The organism is Chlamydia caviae GPIC (genome assembly GCF_000007605.1).
Lineage (GTDB): Bacteria > Chlamydiota > Chlamydiia > Chlamydiales > Chlamydiaceae > Chlamydia > Chlamydia caviae.
In genome coordinates this window covers 326,429-344,278 of sequence record NC_003361.3, presented here as the reverse complement: position 1 = coordinate 344,278, position 17,850 = coordinate 326,429, and the positions used below count along the sequence as shown (strand labels likewise).

Below are 17,850 nucleotides of genomic sequence, written 5' to 3'. Positions count from 1 at the left end.
AAAAAATCTTTTTTTAAAGGAGGAAAAATTTTCGACTCCTCCTGACAAATTCTCCTTCGCTCTCTCATTCTATCCAGCACTTTCTCAATGCTTTAAAAAAAATATATAGAAAAAAAAGCCGAGAACTTCAAGTCTTGTAAGTCTTTTATTCTCAACGGATAAAGGAAATAGTTTAAAGATTGCCATAACGGAGAAAAAGATGTGTGGACCCATAGGCTCTTGTAGTTGCAAGTGCTATACAGAAGAAAATAGTCGAGGTGGTCACGAAGGTCGTGACAATCATGAGGCCTCGCGACCCATAATGACACAACCAGGGAGACAAACTACCTTAGAACTTAAGATAGGGGATGAAGATCTCCTTGATACCGTCGCAAAAGCTGGTCATCTTGTAGAAACTATGTTAAGCAGCCCAAGAACACAACGTGGGGCCACGTATTGTCAGGAACATTGCGGTCCATGGTGCGACTCCCACTGTCCTAATTGGCTCTCGCATTGTTTCCAATGTCTTTGTGCTTGCGTGATAGATGAACCAGGTCCTTCAAGAGAAAGTCGAGATCTTACAGCTTTTTTACAATCCATGAGAACAAAGTACGGCCCTGTTGTTTTAGGACTAGTTTTACAGCAAGGAGGTCATGATTGCGGCTTGCGCATGGCTGAAGGGAAAACCTTGAATGAAAATGAGAAAACAGATTTTGAAAGTCTCTGCTCTAGCTTTGGCAAACTCTTTGTAGAGAAGCTCATGGGAGGAATCCAAACGGCTTTGTTTAACATAGCTGATGACCCTGAGAAGATTCCCAGTAAAGAGAGTTTCAATGCCCTAATGGCCCAACGTGGGTTTACGGACTTTAAACATGGACACAAACATAATCCCCCTACATGTTGGATTAGTCACTCCGCTAGAACTGAAGAAACAAAGCAGAAAGGGGCTGGAGGAAAAATTCATCAAGCTAAGCTCTTAGATTTTGACAAGCTCATGACCCAACTGGCACATCTAGAGGTTATCCCTATTGCAAATGGTGGAGTCTATCCTCTAGGAAGAGAAGCGGAAACAGTATGTTCTCTACTAAAAAACGCCATATATTGTCTCTCTTCTGGAGCAGCATGTTTCGAATCTCCAGACAAAACGTATGGTTTAACCTTCAATCATGACAATCTGCTACAGTTGATTCTTCTGTCTCTTTTAGCTGCAGGTTATGTCCCTACAGACAAGGAATTTGACCCTCCAACACCCTGGGCACAGTTAGCCGAATTATCGCAATTTTTAAGACGCGATGGGCTAAAACCTCTTGGACCAAAGAAAAGAGGTCCTCGCCCTCTAGACCCTGATATTCAAATAGACGGCATGCATGTAACAGATGGCCCTTCTTCAGATCTTGAGTCAGAAGATGATTCTGCTTCAGGGTCACGTCCGGCTCCAGAGGCCTGCCCACTTTCAGACTCGAGACCACCAGTGAATACTCGCTCCTGGTTCTCACCTGAGCAGCAAGAAAGATTACTATCCCTATCGGGGAAAACAGAGAATATTTTCTCTATAATACTAGGATAATTTTTTCGAGAAACTTAGGAAGTAGAGAAGGTCAAGCTTTGCCTTCTCTACATGCATCTCGGGTTACAATTAAAAAATAGAAAGCAAAGATCCCAGCCACCAAATCGCCATACCGCTAATGGTGATAAGAGCTACCCACCAAAGATTGGACCAAGTACGGATAGCTTTTTCTGGAGAGTTTCTTCCTCCCATTGACTCTAAATCGAGTAGCATTTCCATATTCTGTTCTGAAAACTCTTTAAAGATTCTCATTACATAAGGATATTCTTGCAGAATACGCTCACCGTCCATTCCCAAATATGCGGCGTACTTTTTTATAAATCCCTGAGCGTAAATTGGAGAAATTAGCTTTCCCAAACAGCCGTTTTCTATAGCTTCTAGGCAGGAATAGCGTATCGATGTTGCGGCTTCTACATCTTTTAATGATAGAAGCTGTTCTTCGCGTTTTGTGCGAAAAACCTCTCCTAAATGGATTAACTCTTTATGAATTTGTTCTGCCATAGAGATCCCTTTTACAAGGTCACTGAAATAAAAAATTCTGGATTTTCTAAAGACTTCCCAACCTCAACCTGGGAGAAAAATTTCTCCTTATGTTCAGGTCTTGCCTAACTACGGGAATATACGGAATTCACGTTTAATTTGTATTTCGAAATCCACATATACACTAGATATCCTTATACTATGTAGGGTATAACGATACATGTGCATAGAAATACAGAAATTTTCTATCCTTAGTACGCCAAGATAATTCGTTATTTTTTTTATGTCTACACCGTTTGTAACCACGCTCTCACCTTCTTTACATGGGCTGCTTAAAGACCGCCTTGAGGAAAAAGGCTTTATTTTAACACAACCGCAATACACGATTTTCCAAGCGCGCTCTCCCTCGGTAACGTGCGTTCTCTATTCCTCAGGAAAGCTTGTTGTTCAAGGGAAGGGATCTAAAGAGTTTATCAAATTTTTCTTAGAGCCTGAGATTCTGCTCACATTTACCCATAACCGTGTAGAAGAAGATCTTCGTCCTCGCCTAGGTGTGGATGAATCTGGAAAGGGAGATTTTTTCGGTCCTTTATGTATTGCTGGAGTCTATGCTAAAGATGAAGAGACTCTGAAAAATCTCTACAAAACAAAAATTCAAGATTCAAAGCTACTCAATGATGCGCAGATTCTCTCCTTAGCAAAAACCATCCGTGCTTCCTGTAGCTGCGATGTTATGATTCTTTATCCAGAAAAATATAATGAGCTTTATGGGAAATTTCATAATCTCAATATTCTTCTAGCGTGGGCACACGCAACAATCATTGATCAACTCGCTCCACGTCCTTCTGGAGAGGTTTTTGCTATTTCCGATCAATTCGCTTCCTCAGAAAGCGTTTTACTCAACGCTTTAAGGAAGAAAAATACCGATATTTCGGTCATTCAAAAAGTACGTGCAGAACAAGATATCGTTGTCGCTGCAGCATCTATATTAGCTAGAGAAGCCTTTATCACAGCAATGACAAAATTAGAACAACGCTTCTCCTTAAAGCTACCTAAAGGAGCCTCTGCGCAGGTAAAATCTGTAGGGAAATCTATTTTAAATAGCCGGGGAAAAGAGGTTTTATCTCTTATTTGCAAAACACACTTTAAAACATTCAATGAAATTTGCGACTCTGCTTCTGCTTAAAAATAGCAAGAACACCTCCCAGGGGTTTTTGAAATAAAAACCGGTGTTCTTGCTAATTCTCATGAAAATAAGTGGTAATCTATCCCATGAAAGTATAGTCTAATTTTTATTAAGATAGGTCAAAATCGCTAAAACTCTTTTCCTAGAAAACAGGGTGATGCCCCTCCCCATTTAAGACTATATCACCGAGGGGATCTTATCCTGCTGGAGTTGTAAATAGAGATATGTTGAAGTTGTTATTTCACGTGATGACTCTTGCTGGTCATCTGCTCTCCACTCCCATCTATATTGTTTATGATGCTTGTGACATCGATAAAGAAACGTTGGACACTCGCCCTAAACAACTCCCCTTTTCTCTACAAACGCAGTATTTGCAAGTAGAAAACGCCGACTTTAAGAAATTACCGAACCAATCTATTGGTTACCGTCAATTCGATACGACTTGCCTTTGTACGCTTCCTATAACCCCACAATCAGGAATGCTCTTCTCCACAGGTTATGTGGGAGCAAATATCCTTTGGAATAATACACAGCCCGTTGTTGGAGACCAAAATTCCCTAGGATACTATACATTCGATGATAAGTCCTACTATAGCTATGTACTGTTATCCACGGGTTTTTACACCTTGTCGTTAAAAAATTGGCAATGGTCTGTGGTGTTCTCTGCTCTCCTTGATCCAGAAAACGTAGAAGCAGGTTATGGGCTATATCAAGCTATACTTTCTGGAAAATACCAAGCGACCCCGCAGTTATCCGTAATTTTTGGAATGATTAATGAAACGGGATTGCATCAAGAAAAAGCCTGGCCTTTATTAGGTGCTACCTATAAGCCTAATGACAAGCTCACCATCAACTGTATTTATCCTATAAACTTCTCTGTAGAGTATAGTTGCACTTCTGTGTGTGATTTTGGAGCTGCCTACCGCCTAACCCGATTCAGAAAGAAACTCCACGCCAATAACCTTTCCTCCTCCAAAGGGATTTTTGAATATCAAGGCCGAGAAATTGAAGGCAGTGTTAAACTCATCCCCTGGCCAGGCAGTTTTATCAAGCTATTTTACGGATGGTCTATAGGCAGCGATATCTCACTAGCAGATAGCCATAACAATAACCTGACAAATTATCCTTTCAAATCTTCGACATTCTTTGGTGGATCTGCTGCGCTTTCCTTCTAAATCAAAAAAGGTTTTGTATCTTTATTGCGTAAACAATTCACTCTAATTCTAATTTCGATTGCGCTAAATTTTACAACTCCTTAAACTTTTCACGTTCTAGTGTATAAGTTCATTTTTTAAAGACGAAATGCATTGTTGTGAAGTTTATAGAAAAAGCTCCGAGATTTATTTAGATAGCACTTTTCCTGAGAGGGTTATAGCGCGGCGCTGCCAAGGTAAAGCGAAACTCTATCCCAAAACAGCGATGGCTATTGAGGTACTTGCTGCTGTTATTCTCGGCACCCTCAAAATTATTACCTTCCCCTTAGCGACATTTTCATCTATAGGGTTGCTCCCCATTGCCTGCGCATTAAAAGGTATTTCTTCAAGAAGCTGCTCCCATTTCCTTGCGTATTTAGGCGCTTGGTTCATCAGCTTATTAGTTTCTGCTCTTATTATTGCTGCGATTTTCGGCTTAGTTATGATTGCTCCGGAAGCTGTCTTCTTTATGATTGGTGTCTGCGGAGCCTTGGGAGCTAGTGCAACACTATTGCACATCCATAGGGAATTATTTTCTTTAAGATCTTTACAAACTCAAGAGATCAAAGAAGTTTCTGACGAAACTCGATCTTCCCCTTCTCCCAGCCCTAGTGCTCGCCTCCCTTAGGCGGAAAGGTTCTTCTGAAATTAGGAACCACGACATGGACACAACTCTAGAAAACGGAAGTTCCTAATTTTCACTCCTTCCAACTCTACTTTTTCTTAGGAAATCCGGGTCCAGAGTGTCTGTAAATAGCTGCGTCTTTACCAAAAATTAACACAATTAAAATACAAAACTATCACAACTAAACAACAACTTTTATAATATAATCAAGCGGTTATGAAACAACAGTTTTTAAACGGTTTATTTTCATATTTAAAATAATATAGAAAGGTGGAGCTACGTAATGAGTAATCCTATAGATCCTTTAGATCAATCACATCGACCAGTTCCTCGTAATCAGCTACCTGCGCCTCAGATGGGTATCGGGCATCGTATGCGCACTTCTTCCACAGGATTTTTCGGGAGACTTCTCTCCCTTCCCGATCGCAATCCTAAGATGCGCTATATCTTTGATATCGCGATTATTGCCATCGCTGTGATTTCTATTGTTGGTATTCTTGTTGCCTCTCAGGGATCTGGATTGCTGCTATTTGGATTAATCCCTGGATTCATTGTTGGTGCGTTGGGAGTGACTCTTCTTATTTCTGATATTGCAGATACACCAAAAGCTCAAAAAATCGCCGACACCGTCACTGCTGTTCTTTTACCACTTATTATTTTAGGAATAGCCTCAGCATTAATTGCATCAGCATATTTTACCGCTGGGGGAAGCACTCTTATTTTTGCGAATCCGCAATTCCTTATGGGCTTTATGACCATAGGTGTGGCTTTAATCTCTTTGAGTAAGGTCACGTTCCAGCATTTTAAAACTGAAGCTTTGATAAAAGCTCAGCAAAAAGTGATTAAAGCTTCTGAGGAATCAATACCTCCGGATACTCTTCATGAAAAAGACGCAAAGCGTGTTTCTCAAGAGAGAAAGAGAGATCTTGCTTCGGAGGCGAGACGTGAGCATGAAGATCGAGAAGCACGTACGCATACACGTCATCAACGTATTTCTAGAAGCTCTCAGGGAGTCCTTCAGCATAGAGCGCAAAACCAAGTAGACGTTGAACAAGCTGATCTTGATCATTCGCAAGAGGGATCTAACCCCTTTGTACAATACGACTTCTCTTCTTTACATGAGGCTTATAATCCCTTTACGCACGGCTATCTACCGCCTAAATCTCCAGAAGAATCATCGTCTTCTGCGCAAAATATCCCCTTAGGTTCACCTATTCTCGGAGACACTATAAGAACAGGTCCTGTTACATCAACACCACGCAGAGTATCTCGCGTAGGAGCTATAGGATCCTCGCGATCTAAAAATAGAGAGGAGGATGAAGAAAGACGAGAAAGAGATCGAAATCAAGCTGATGATGAATCTTCAAATTTAGAATCTCCAGACTTACAACGTAAGCCAAACAGAAGAAGGAAAAGAAAGAAAAGCTAGGCTTTTCCTCTAAAAGAAATCTAGATAGAAATAAAAAGGCTCTTTTGATGTTTTTCAACTTCAAAAGAGCCATTTTTTCCCTTAGATTCTCAATAACTTACAAAAAATCTTTAGATTTTTCAACTACTATTTATCTAATTCAGCAAGTAAAAGCTCATTCACTCTGTTTGGAGGTGCTTTTCCTTGAGTGCGCTTCATAATTTGACCAACTAAAAATCCTAAAGCTTTGGTCTTGCCATTCTTATAATCGATGACAGATTGTGCGTTAGCAGCTAGCACTTCAGAAATAATCGCCACTAAAGCACTTTCGTCTGTCATTGGCAACATCTCAGGATGTTCATTAAGAATAGCTTCGGGGCTCTTTTCTGGAGATTCCATCATCATATCGGCAAGATCTTTAGCGATCTTTCCAGTAATCACTCCCTTATCAATAAAATTGACAAGCTGAGCTACGCTGCTAGGAAGAATCCCTGAAAAGGCAAGGTTCTTACCTTGCGTTTTACAACGTCCTGCAAACTCTACAGTCACCCAATTAGAAAGAGCTCTGTAGTTTTTACATTCTGCAGCAGCTAGCTCAAAGAAGTGCGCAATATGCTTATCGCTGATTAAAATAGCAGCGATATCCTCAGCAAGCGCATAATCATGCAAATACCTTTGGTATTTGTCATAAGGAAGCTCAGGAAGCGTATCACGGATTTCATTGATATACGCTTCCGTTAATTGCAATACAGGAAGATCAGGCTCTATAAAATATTTGTAATCTTCAGCTCGTTCTTTAAGACGCATCAATACCGTTTTTTTCTTTTCAGGATCCCAACGGTATGTGGCTCCAGGAATGACAGTCTTTGGATCTTTATTAGGATTTTCTAAATAAGCCTCTATCTGTCGGCAGCGTTCTGCTTCTAAAGCTTGCGCCATAAAAGCAAATGAGTTCATGTTTTTAATCTCTACCTTATTGCGTAGTTCGTCACTACCGCGAGGACGTACAGAAACGTTTACATCGAAACGTACGGACCCTTCTTCCATATTACAATCAGAAATTCCAATGTAATCTAATAAGGAGACAAGAGCTGTGGCGTAAGCAACAGCATCATCTGCACAAAACATACAAGGCTTAGAGACAATCTCTATTAAAGGTACACCGGCCCGGTTGTAGTCAACCCCGGCAAACTCCCCAAAATGTTTTAACATTCCTGCATCATCTTCAATATGCGCTTGGGCAAGTTCAAAATAACGCTCTTCGCCTTGGACAATAGCTTTTACACGTCCCCCACGCACTATAGGATGTTCAAACTGTGTAATTTGAAAATTCCTAGGGCTATCGGGATAAAAGTAGGACTTTCTATCGAAACGGCTTAATAAAGCAACCTCTCCTTGAACCGCACAACCAAATAAAATCGCTTTTCTTACAGCTTCTTTATTTAATACAGGCAAAGATCCTGGCATTCCTGTACATACAGGAGAGATATTGGTATTAGGCTCATCACCAAAACGATTTCGTGCACAACTAAATAACTTTGATTTGGTATTTAATTCTACGTGGACCTCAAGACCTATGACGGATTCCCAATCAGCATAAACATCGCTCATTACTTCACCTCTCCATCAAAAAGTTTCTTACATCCCTTAGGGTATAAATTCTTAATTCCTGCGTGTTCTTGGAAGCTATAGCCTGCCTGACAGACCTGCTGGTCTTTACCTTTCTGGCCAATCACCTGAAATCCTAAAGGCAAGCCTTCTCGAGAAAATCCTGAAGGCACGGCGATAGCAGGTAAGTAGGCGAGATTCACAGCAACAGTGTAGATATCTTGTAGATATAAAGAGATCGGATCGAGAATATCTCCATCAGCAAATGCTGGGCAAGAACATACCGGCATAGCAATGACATCACATTTTTCATACGCTGCTTGGAAAGCTTGAATGATTTTTGCGCGGATTGCTGTACCTTGTTTATAGTATACGCTCTGACGCTCTGCAGATAGCACGTAGTTCCCTAAAAGGATCCTACGCATAACTTCCTTACCAAAACCTTTGAACGCGAGAAAGAGTATAGACATCTTCCATACTATGGGCGTCTGGAGAGCGGTATCCATAGCGGATACCGTCAAATCTCGCGAGATTTGTCGTAGCCTCAGCAGAAGCTACTATATAGTATACAGAAACAGCATGATGTAAAATATTGAGATCTATATCAACGATCCGGCTGCCCTGACGTTCTAAAATATTTAATGATGCGAAGAAGTTCTCTTTAACATCATCTCTCAAACCTTCTAAAAATCCCATAGGCACGCCAATCAATCTAGGGACTTCTAAAGATAAGGCATCTTGGAAAGATCCTGAAAAAAACTTCTGCGAGGTGGCGTCTTTTTCATCCTTACCGGAGAAAACGTCCATAGCTAAAGCAACATCCTCAACAACAGTGGCTAAAGGACCTATCTGATCTAATGAAGAGCCAAAAGCGACTAAACCGTAACGAGAGACAGCACCATAGGAAGGTTTAAATCCAACAACACCACAAAATGCTGCAGGCTGACGTATAGAGCCTCCAGTATCAGAACCTAAAGCTATAGGGCAAAATCTTGCAGAAACAGCAGCTGCAGATCCTCCGGAAGATCCCCCAGGGACACAGGATAAATCCCAAGGATTTTTTGTTGGATGGAAAGCAGAGTAATGGGTGGTAGATCCCATGGCGAACTCATCCATATTGAGTTTGCCTAGAATAATCCCATCTTCAGCTTCTATACGTTCAACGACAGTAGCATCAAAAGGGGCTACATAATTTTCTAACATCTTAGAAGCGCAGGTCGTACGCAATCCCATAATATGGATATTATCTTTTATCCCGATGGGGACACCTGCGAGTTTCCCTAAAAGTTCTCCCCTCGCACGTTTTGCATCTATACTAGCAGCTTTTTCATAAGCTCTTTCCTGGCAAAGAGAAAGAAATGCACCTATGCGGCTATCTTCTGTTGCTATTCTATTATAAAAATACTCTGCTATCGCTGTAGCTGAAGATTCTCCGCTAACTACAGCATTTCTTAACTCTAAGGCACTCTTTTGATACATATTCCTAAAACCACGATCGCTACTTAATTACTGTGGGTACTTTCACTAATCCCCCTAAAGACTCGGGGACATTGGTAAGAAACTCCTCACGAGAGAAACTTGAGGCGACGACATCTTCTCGCAAATCTTCAGGTCCAACAGTGTGGGATAGACCAACCTCAACAATTACATCGGCCACATCCAAGGCAATAGATGCTTTCATGATGCCGATGACATCGTTTAACGAAGATTCGTATTCTTGAATCAGCTCTTCGCTTAATTCCAAAGCTGAGCTCTTCGCTAAAAGTAAAATTTCTTCTCTAGTTATGTAGGGTTGTGTCATTTCCTAAATCCCGATAGTTTATTCTGACGAAGCTAATGTCCATTTTGAGTTTTCACGAAAAAACTTCTTGCACAACTTAACTCCTTGTATGCAAAAAGTCAACATCTCCCCCGACGCCTGAGAACAAAAAAAAACTTTATTAAATTATAAAAAAGATTAAAAGATGGAATTAAGTATACATCACTTAGGAGAAAAGCAATGCTAGGCAAACTCGTTCGGGGATTATCCTCTCTTATTGTTGTTCTTTCTGCATTGAACGTAGGAATTATAGGATTAACTCATCATAAAGTAAACCTTATTGCTCGACTGTGCGGGGGCGCAAGCGCAACAGCAACACAAATTACCTATATTATTATTGGAATCGCTGGAATGATTTCTTTAGTAAGCTTTTGTAATTGTTGCTGCAAAAAGCGTCGAGGGGGAGATTGCTGTTCAAAAGGTCATGCATCTCATCACTGTGATCCTAAAAATTAGACTCTCTTTTCTCAAAACCTGAGATTTCCTCATAAAATAATTCTCCTAGTTTTATAGATATCGACGAGAACATCAAAAGCCACATGATTTCATGTGGCTTTTTGTATTTTTGTTTCCCACTCTTGCAATTCTCCTCGATTTTCCTCTCCTGTTGTCTCTTGATTTTTTAATTTCCATCTTCTATTGCGTGAAGAATCTTCCATATCACCAAAAACACTCTATTATGAAGCCTTCTGTTCCTTGGTTGTTAATCTCCTCTGCCATTACACTTCCATTATCATCTATAGTGGCTGCCGAACCTCTTCTAATGGCCAGCCTCTCCAAAGCTCAGTCTCAAGAACAAAACGGAAACCAAACCTTAAGTTCTACCGACAATTACGACGGGACTTCTCAAACAGATACGCCCTTTACACGTAAAGAGTCTTCTACTGAAGGAGGAACCACCTACACTCTGGAAAGTGATGTATCTTTTACAAACATAAGTAAAACGCAGCTACCTTCTGCCTCCGAGACTCAGAAAGAATCGAAAGATGTAAAACCAACAGATGCTTCATCAGAGAATAAGAGCACGAGTTCGGATCAAACTTCTGAAAAATCATCTTCTGATCACAGCACTCCTAATGCAGAGAGTCCTAATCAAGAGTCTACGGCAGAGACAGCACAACCCTCTCCCACCGAACCTTCTACCCCTACTGCAAATGCAGTTTCTGATGAAAATACCCCAAAGACAGAAACGACTGCAGAACCTACTGATCAAGGGGCTACTGATACTGCGCAGGCTACAGAAGAACCAAACAAGAATACTAATGCCGAAACTCCTCTTGTTTCGTCACATAGAATTAGAGCGAATACAGAACCTGCGGGGGTACCTCCTCATCTTCTCCTGACCAAGCCGGCACTACAAACCAAGCCGACTCTACTGGCCAAGAAGCTTCTCAAAATATATCCGAATCACAAGACACGTCATCTAATCCTCAAGGTCAGGATTCGCAAGTTCAGGCTTCGCAAAGCCAATCCAGCGGAGATCAAAATTCTTCCACAGCTCAGGAAACAGACAAAAGTTGTTTTTCAAATACTGTAGGCCCCTTAACTTTTACCGGCCAAAACCATTCCTTAACCTTTAGAAATGTTAGTGTCACAGGGAAAGGATCTGCCGTTAACAATAGCGCGGGATCTGAGTTAACATTTTCAGGATTTAGCGATTTAACCTTCTCCAGTGCCACAAACCAAACTCAAGATCAAGCAGACAGCTCTATCTATGTAGGACCTAAAACTGCAACACCTCCAGAAAATCCTGATGGTTCAGGAGATTCTTCAGATTCAGGAAATTCTGGATCTAACGATGGAAATCAAGCAGGGAGCTCTGGAGGCTCTCAAACTGGAGACTCAGGAACAGACTCCACAGTTAGTGGTGGGGGATCTTCAGCCCCTACAGACCCTGCAGCTTCAGCGAGCCTCTGGAATCTACCCTCTAGGGCAACTGCTGATGTGAGCAAAGCCTCTGACGATTCAACACTTCAAGTTTCCGACGTAAAAGATGCAAGTTCTGCTGACACTACCGGCGCCCCAAGCATTGTTTTCAAAGAAAACGTTAATATTACATTTGAGAACAACGCCTCTAAGAAAGCTGGCGGAGCTATTCATATTGATGGCGGCACAGGAAAAATAGAAAACAACACTGGAACATGTACCTTCTCTAACAACAACGCTAAAGAGCAAGGCGGGGCGATATCTGTTACTGGGAATTTCGACATTACAGGAAACGCAGCTGTTGTCTTTTCTGGAAACAAAGCTCAAGTAGTTCCCGCTGCAGCGCAAGACACTAGAAGCGCAGCGAGTCAAACAGTCACAACGGGAACTGGTGGAGCTATCCATTGTTTAGCTGCTCCTGCATCTGGAGGAAGCACTAACCAGCCTTCTACTGGCTCCCCTTCTGGTTCTCCTGCTGCTAGTCCCTCTAGCGGTTCAGATAGTAGTCCATCTGGGGCTGCAGGTGCTGGAACCTCTGGAGATTCTCCTGCTAGTTCAGATGTAGCTCCTTCTGCATATATAGCGTTATTAGCAAATAGCCCAACAGCTCCTGTACAAAAAACATTACAATCGGCACCAGAGTCTGCTAAGGATCCGTGTTTAACGATCTCTGGCAACATCTCAGTGACATTTACGAATAACTCCTCGACTGTCAGTGGTGGAGCTATTCATGCTAAAAAATTAGTTCTATCTTCTGGTGGAGATATCTCCTTCTCTGATAACTCATCAGGAAAAGGTGGAGCGATTTTCATTGCTGAGGGTGGAGATATCAGCATCACAGCTGAAACAGGATCCATTACCTTCCAAGGAAATACTGTTACAGCTGCCGATACCATTACCCTTCCTAGTAAAACTCCGGGATCTAATGGAAGCACAAGTAGCGCGCTACCTCAGGCTGCTCTTTCCTTAAGAGCATCTACAGCTAGTGCTCAACAAACGAGCGCTGATCAAAAGCCTACGCACAACGCTATTCATTTAGATAGTGGGGCTAAAATTTCCCATTTACGTGCAGGAACAGGCCAAACGATCTTTTTCTATGATCCTATTACCATGGCCCAAGCAACTGCAGTAACGCCATCTCCTGCTCCTACTCCTCCCACAACTTCTTTAATAAGAGCGGCCGCTGTTGCTGCATCTACGAACGCAGCAACTCCTAAAACTCCAATAAAAATCAATGCTGCCGACACAAGCAAAACTACTGTGTATGATGGGACAATTGTCTTTTCGGGAGAGAAGTTATCCTCAGAAGAGGCTGCAAATCCATTGAATGCGATAAGTGTTTTTAACACCGGCGTCTCTCTTGAAGCAGGAACTCTTATTTTAAAAAGTGGCGCAGGTCTAGTTGTAGATTCCTTTATCCAGCAAGAGGGTTCTTTAATTATTATGGATGGTGGAACATCTATAGTCACCCACGACCCTACTACTTCCACTTCTGCTCCGAACGCAGCACCAGCTCCTGCAGCACCAGCTGTGGCTCTTCCTGTTATAAAAGCATTAACCCAATCTAAGAACCCTAAGGTGATATCTGAGTTAGTCGCCCGCTCTTTAATGAACTTTAAACAAAGAAGACCTTCCGCAGCAGCTCCTATTGTATCTAACTCACAAGTAACCAACCCAGATGGATCCATCGTAATTAACAATCTTGCCGTCAACTTAGACTCTCTAGGTGGAGGACAAGTGATTACTCTTTCTGCGACAGGAAACGGCAACGTCTCCATAACCGGAGATTTGAAGTTCCAAGATAGCAGTCAGAATTTCTACGATAATCCAATGTTAAACAAAAACTTCTCTGCTAATCTCTTCTCTATTTCTGCAGCTGGTACCGGGAAAGTAGATACTTCTGGTTTCAATATGATTCCTCAAGGATCGACAAGCTCTAATTCTGGTTATCAAGGAAAATGGGAGGTCAAAGAAGTTAAAGATGCTAGTGGCAAAGTCTCCTTTGAACTGCAATGGATATCCCTGGGGTACACTCCCTCTCCTAATCGACGTGCCACTTTAGTTCCTAATAGCTTATGGTTCGCTGCTAATGATATTCAAGCTATTCAACAACTTGTTGAAGCGAGCACGCGAAGTGAAGACTTCTCTAAAGGTATATGGATTTCGGGACTCTCTAACTTCTTCCATAGAAGCTCTACGAAAGCACAGGAAGGCTTCCGTCATAGAAGCTTTGGCTACGTTATAGGTGCAAGCGCACAACCTATCACCGATAAGGTTGTGGATGTTGCCTTCTGTCAGCTATTTGGTAAATCTAAAGATTATCGCTTTGCAGATGCTATAGAGCATATCTATGCGTTATCTATCCATACAAAACGTGAAAAGCTAGTCCACCGCTATGAGCTCTCGAAAAAGAAAGGCGCTATCCTTACTAAACTTCCTGAGCAAATGCCGATAATTTTAGATAGTCAGCTTAGCTACAGCTTCACTCGCAACTCCATGACAACAAAACACACTCCCGATCCTTCGTCAAGAGGCAAATGGAATAACCATTGCGTAGCTGGAGAACTGGGTGGCTACCTTCCTATGATTATCGAGAATCCAATAATTGATGAGTTTTCTCCATTCACGAAACTTCATATTGTCTTCGTACAACAACAAAACTTCAAAGAAACTAAAGGCGGAGATGCAAATAGGGTATTCCAAAGTGCAAACTTTGTAAATGTTTCCCTCCCTATCGGTATGAAGCTGGAGAAAACAGGTAAGTACGGCATTTACAATGCCAACCTTATCTATCAGCTTGACATCTATCGTGATGCTCCAAAATCTAAAGTGTTCCTACCTTCCGTAGATGCTACATGGGCTACAGAAGCAACAAACTTAGCTAGACAAGGGGTAATCATCGATGGCTCTACTCATCACCATCTAACAAAGAGCTTCGAACTCTACAGTCATGGAGCCTTCGAGCTACGCGGATCTTCTAGAAATTACAACTTTGACCTAGGAGGAAAGTACAAATTCTAAAACCCCGCTCTCTCTGAAACAACCGGGCCTCCTACCAGAAATGAATAAAACATGTCAAGTCTTTTCTGTATTAGACTTGCTTTCTTTTGTACTAATGAGTATTTAACGAAACTGTTTTTTTCATTTCACCACAAGTGTATAAAATGAGGCCTTCTTTATATAAGATTTTAATATCGTCGACTTTGACGATACCATTATCTTTTCACTTCTCGCAGGTGCATGCGGAAGTGGCTTTAACTCAAGAATCTGTTCTCGATGCAAATGGAGCATTCAGTCCGCAATCTACAAGCACTGCGGGAGGAACTACCTACAACGTTGAGAGTGATATTTCTATTGTAGATGCAGGGCAAGCAGCGGCGATGGTTTCTGCAGCCTTTGTTCAAACTGCAGACGATCTAACGTTCAAAGGCAATGGTCGTAGCCTAGCGATAGAAAACGTAAACTCTGGAGCTAATCCCGGAGCTATTTATGTTTCTGCTGCGGATAAGACTCTTACTCTGACAGACTTTTCTACATTGAGCTTCAAGAAATGTCCTAAGCATACCGTGAATACGGGTAAAGGAGCAGTGAAATCTGGAGGAGCATTAAACTTAGCGAATAATGCTAGCATTCTTTTTAATCAGAACCATTCCGCTGAAGATGGTGGCGCCATTTCTTGCAAAGCTTTTTCTCTAACCGGCTCGAGCAAGGAAATTAGCTTCACCACCAACACAAGCACGAAAAAAGGTGGAGCGATTGCTGCTACAGGAGTTGCTAACCTTTCAGACAACCAAGGAAAAGTCATATTTTCTGGAAATACTGCCGTGAATTCTGGAGGAGCAGTATATGCAGAAGCGAATACGACTATTGCAGGAAACAGCGCTGTTGTTTTTAACAACAATGCTGTTACTGGAACAACAGATGGTTGCGGTGGTGCTATCCATTGTAGCAAAACAGGTGCGACACCGGTCCTTACTATAAGAGATAACAAAGTCTTGCTTTTTAAGGAAAATACTTCTGCAGCAAAAGGCGGGGCTATTTATGCGGATAAACTCTATCTAACTTCTGGTGGACCTACGGTATTCGTAGGGAACAAAGCGACCAACGCCGCTCCTAAAGGTGGGGCAATCGGTATTGCTGCCAATGGAGAATGTAGCATAACAGCGGAACACGGGGATATCACTTTTGAAAACAACCTCATAGCTACAGCAAATAACGCTACAGTAAAGAGAAATGCGATTAACATTGAAGGCAATGGGAAATTCGTAAATTTACGCGCGGCTTCTGGAAACACTCTTACCTTTTACGATCCTATAGTTGTTGGGGGTACTGCTGCAGATCTTCTCACTTTAAACCAAGCTGAAGGGACTAAAGTCTACAATGGGAGAATTATCTTTTCTGGAGAAAAGCTCACAGAAGACCAAACTGCCGATGCCGACAACTTAAAGACAGTATTCACGCAGCCTATCGCATTAGCAGCTGGAGAGCTTATCTTAAGAAACGGTGTGGAAGTAGAGGCAAAAGCTGTTTCGCAAACAGCGGGCTCTCTAATTTTGATTGATGCAGGAACAAAGCTGTCTGCGAAAACAGAAGATGTCACGCTAACCAACCTGGCGATCAATCCTAATTCTTTAGATGGAACAAAAATCGCTGTTATTGCCGCCGTAGCGAATGCCAAGAATGTCACTGTAACAGGAGCTATTGGTATTATCGACCCTACAGGAAAATTTTATGAAGACCATAAGCTAAATGAAACATTAGCTTTAGGAGGAATTCAATTTTCTGCAAAAGGAAGCATAACAACGACAGATGTGCCTAGCACAACGACACGTTCTCCTGCACAACATTATGGGTATCAAGGAAACTGGTCGCTCTCTTGGATTACAGATAACGGCTCAGATCCTAAAACACAAACAGCTGTCTTTAACTGGAATAAAACGGGATACAATCCTAATCCTGAACGTCGTGCTCCCCTAGTATTAAATAGTCTTTGGGGATCCTTTATGGATATACGTTCTATTCAGGATGTCATGGAACGTAGCGTAGATACACTATTAGAGACACGTCGTGGCCTTTGGGTTTCTGGAGTGGGGAATTTCTTGCATAAAGATCCCAGCGCAGAAAATCGCAAATTCCGTCATATCAGTTCGGGATATGTATTAGGAGCAACAACAAATACCTCTCAAGAAGATACGCTTAGCGTAGCTTTCTGTCAGCTATTTGGGAAAGACAAGGACTACCTTGTAGCGAAAAATGCTGCAAATGTCTATGCAGGATCTATCTATTATCAACACGTAAGTAAGTTTGATGATCTCACACGATTATTTAACGGACCAAACACCTGTTGTTCAGGATTCTCCAAAGAGATTCCTATTTTCTTAGATGCGCAAGTTACCTATTGCCATACCAACAACAACATGACAACGACCTATACAGATTATCCTGAAGTTAAAGGCTCTTGGGGTAATGATACTGTGGGTGTCGCATTATCTACTAGCGTGCCTATTCCTATATTTACCCATGCTTTCTTTGATAGCTACGCTCCATTTGCAAAGTTGCAAGTTGTCTATGCTCATCAAGAGGATTTTAAAGAACCTACAAGAGAAGGCCGTACCTTTGAAAGTAGCGATCTTCTCAATGTTTCCGTCCCTATAGGCGTGAAGTTTGAGAAACTCGTCTACGGAGAAAAAACTGCTTATGATCTTACATTGATGTATGTTCCTGATGTGTACCGTCATAATCCAAACTGCATAACAGGATTCGCTATTAATGATGTTACTTGGTTAACAACAGCAACGAATCTTGCTAGACAAGCTTTCATAATTCGTGCTGGCAACCATATTGCCGTAACATCTGGATTTGAGATGTTCAGTCAATTTGGTTTCGAATTACGAAGCTCTTCAAGAAATTACAACGTAGATCTTGGAGCTAAGGTCTCTTTCTAACAAGCACCCCCCTGCTCATCCCAGAGCAGGGCTTCTTCTTTTCAGAAGCTCTAATCCCCTTGACTTTTAATTATTTTTGTGATCGGGTTGACGTAATATCAAATTGCCCAAGAG

The 17,850-nt window shown here is 41.7% G+C and carries 13 protein-coding genes and 1 pseudogene; 9 read left to right on the top strand and 5 right to left on the bottom strand.

Annotated elements, in window-relative coordinates:
- The first annotated feature begins 199 nt into the window (after nt 1-199).
- Nucleotides 200-1,546 (top strand): hypothetical protein, encoded by a 1,347-nt coding sequence (locus tag CCA_RS01505; RefSeq protein WP_011006263.1) that lies wholly within the window; start codon nt 200-202, stop codon nt 1,544-1,546.
- Nucleotides 1,547-1,615: 69 nt separating this feature from the next.
- Here CCA_RS01505 and CCA_RS01500 read toward each other — a convergent pair whose 3' ends face one another.
- Nucleotides 1,616-2,047: a helix-turn-helix domain-containing protein gene (locus tag CCA_RS01500; RefSeq protein WP_011006262.1), complete on the bottom strand. Its 432-nt coding sequence runs from the start codon at nt 2,045-2,047 to the stop codon at nt 1,616-1,618.
- Nucleotides 2,048-2,309: 262 nt separating this feature from the next.
- Here CCA_RS01500 and rnhC point away from each other — a divergent pair, with 262 nt between their 5' ends.
- The 4 genes from rnhC to CCA_RS01480 all read left to right on the top strand — a co-directional run bounded on the left by rnhC (nt 2,310) and on the right by CCA_RS01480 (nt 6,459).
- Entirely contained in the window at nt 2,310-3,212 is a 903-nt protein-coding gene (gene rnhC / locus CCA_RS01495; protein WP_011006260.1) for a ribonuclease HIII, read from the top strand.
- A gap of 224 nt (nt 3,213-3,436) precedes the next feature.
- Entirely contained in the window at nt 3,437-4,387 is a 951-nt protein-coding gene (locus tag CCA_RS01490) for a hypothetical protein (RefSeq protein WP_011006259.1), read from the top strand.
- A gap of 127 nt (nt 4,388-4,514) precedes the next feature.
- Nucleotides 4,515-5,033 carry a DUF5422 family protein gene (locus tag CCA_RS01485; RefSeq protein WP_011006258.1) on the top strand — a complete coding sequence of 173 codons (519 nt, stop codon included), beginning with the start codon at nt 4,515-4,517 and terminating at the stop codon, nt 5,031-5,033.
- A 280-nt stretch (nt 5,034-5,313) separates the two neighbouring features.
- Nucleotides 5,314-6,459: an IncV family inclusion membrane protein gene (locus CCA_RS01480; protein ID WP_011006257.1), complete on the top strand. Its 1,146-nt coding sequence runs from the start codon at nt 5,314-5,316 to the stop codon at nt 6,457-6,459.
- Nucleotides 6,460-6,585: 126 nt separating this feature from the next.
- Here the strand turns inward: CCA_RS01480 and gatB are convergent, their stop codons facing one another.
- The 3 genes and pseudogenes from gatB to gatC form a co-directional block, all read right to left on the bottom strand.
- Nucleotides 6,586-8,049 carry an Asp-tRNA(Asn)/Glu-tRNA(Gln) amidotransferase subunit GatB gene (gene gatB / locus CCA_RS01475; RefSeq protein WP_011006256.1) on the bottom strand — a complete coding sequence of 488 codons (1,464 nt, stop codon included), beginning with the start codon at nt 8,047-8,049 and terminating at the stop codon, nt 6,586-6,588.
- Nucleotides 8,049-9,525: pseudogene (gatA, locus tag CCA_RS01470) on the bottom strand (Asp-tRNA(Asn)/Glu-tRNA(Gln) amidotransferase subunit GatA). Before gatA ends, gatB begins: the two are co-directional and overlap by 1 nt.
- Before the next feature lie 19 nt (nt 9,526-9,544).
- Entirely contained in the window at nt 9,545-9,847 is a 303-nt protein-coding gene (gatC, locus tag CCA_RS01465; RefSeq protein ID WP_011006255.1) for an Asp-tRNA(Asn)/Glu-tRNA(Gln) amidotransferase subunit GatC, read from the bottom strand.
- A 198-nt stretch (nt 9,848-10,045) separates the two neighbouring features.
- Here gatC and CCA_RS01460 point away from each other — a divergent pair, with 198 nt between their 5' ends.
- Both CCA_RS01460 and CCA_RS05465 read left to right on the top strand, forming a co-directional pair.
- A complete protein-coding gene (locus CCA_RS01460) occupies nt 10,046-10,321 on the top strand; it encodes a DUF378 domain-containing protein (RefSeq protein ID WP_011006254.1) in 276 nt (91 codons plus the stop codon).
- 223 nt (nt 10,322-10,544) lie between these two features.
- A complete protein-coding gene (locus CCA_RS05465) occupies nt 10,545-11,402 on the top strand; it encodes a hypothetical protein (RefSeq protein ID WP_050707691.1) in 858 nt (285 codons plus the stop codon).
- 292 nt (nt 11,403-11,694) lie between these two features.
- Here the strand turns inward: CCA_RS05465 and CCA_RS05460 are convergent, their stop codons facing one another.
- Nucleotides 11,695-11,817, bottom strand: a complete 123-nt coding sequence (locus CCA_RS05460) for a hypothetical protein (RefSeq protein WP_370919294.1) — start codon at nt 11,815-11,817, stop codon at nt 11,695-11,697.
- Here CCA_RS05460 and CCA_RS01445 point away from each other — a divergent pair.
- Nucleotides 11,810-14,812 (top strand): polymorphic outer membrane protein middle domain-containing protein, encoded by a 3,003-nt coding sequence (locus CCA_RS01445; RefSeq protein ID WP_370919293.1) that lies wholly within the window; start codon nt 11,810-11,812, stop codon nt 14,810-14,812. The genes CCA_RS05460 and CCA_RS01445 overlap by 8 nt on opposite strands.
- A gap of 143 nt (nt 14,813-14,955) precedes the next feature.
- The gene (locus CCA_RS01440; protein ID WP_011006253.1) at nt 14,956-17,736 is read left to right on the top strand and encodes an autotransporter domain-containing protein; all 2,781 of its coding nucleotides are present in this window, start codon (nt 14,956-14,958) and stop codon (nt 17,734-17,736) included.
- The last annotated feature ends 114 nt before the right edge of the window (nt 17,737-17,850 follow it).

Coding starts and splice junctions, on each gene's coding strand:
- CCA_RS01505 (WP_011006263.1), top strand. CDS start 200: ATGTGTGGACCCATAGGCTCTTGTAGTTGCAAGTGCTATACAGAAGAA.
- CCA_RS01500 (WP_011006262.1), bottom strand. CDS start 2,047: ATGGCAGAACAAATTCATAAAGAGTTAATCCATTTAGGAGAGGTTTTT.
- rnhC (WP_011006260.1), top strand. CDS start 2,310: ATGTCTACACCGTTTGTAACCACGCTCTCACCTTCTTTACATGGGCTG.
- CCA_RS01490 (WP_011006259.1), top strand. CDS start 3,437: ATGTTGAAGTTGTTATTTCACGTGATGACTCTTGCTGGTCATCTGCTC.
- CCA_RS01485 (WP_011006258.1), top strand. CDS start 4,515: ATGCATTGTTGTGAAGTTTATAGAAAAAGCTCCGAGATTTATTTAGAT.
- CCA_RS01480 (WP_011006257.1), top strand. CDS start 5,314: ATGAGTAATCCTATAGATCCTTTAGATCAATCACATCGACCAGTTCCT.
- gatB (WP_011006256.1), bottom strand. CDS start 8,049: ATGAGCGATGTTTATGCTGATTGGGAATCCGTCATAGGTCTTGAGGTC.
- gatC (WP_011006255.1), bottom strand. CDS start 9,847: ATGACACAACCCTACATAACTAGAGAAGAAATTTTACTTTTAGCGAAG.
- CCA_RS01460 (WP_011006254.1), top strand. CDS start 10,046: ATGCTAGGCAAACTCGTTCGGGGATTATCCTCTCTTATTGTTGTTCTT.
- CCA_RS05465 (WP_050707691.1), top strand. CDS start 10,545: ATGAAGCCTTCTGTTCCTTGGTTGTTAATCTCCTCTGCCATTACACTT.
- CCA_RS01440 (WP_011006253.1), top strand. CDS start 14,956: ATGAGGCCTTCTTTATATAAGATTTTAATATCGTCGACTTTGACGATA.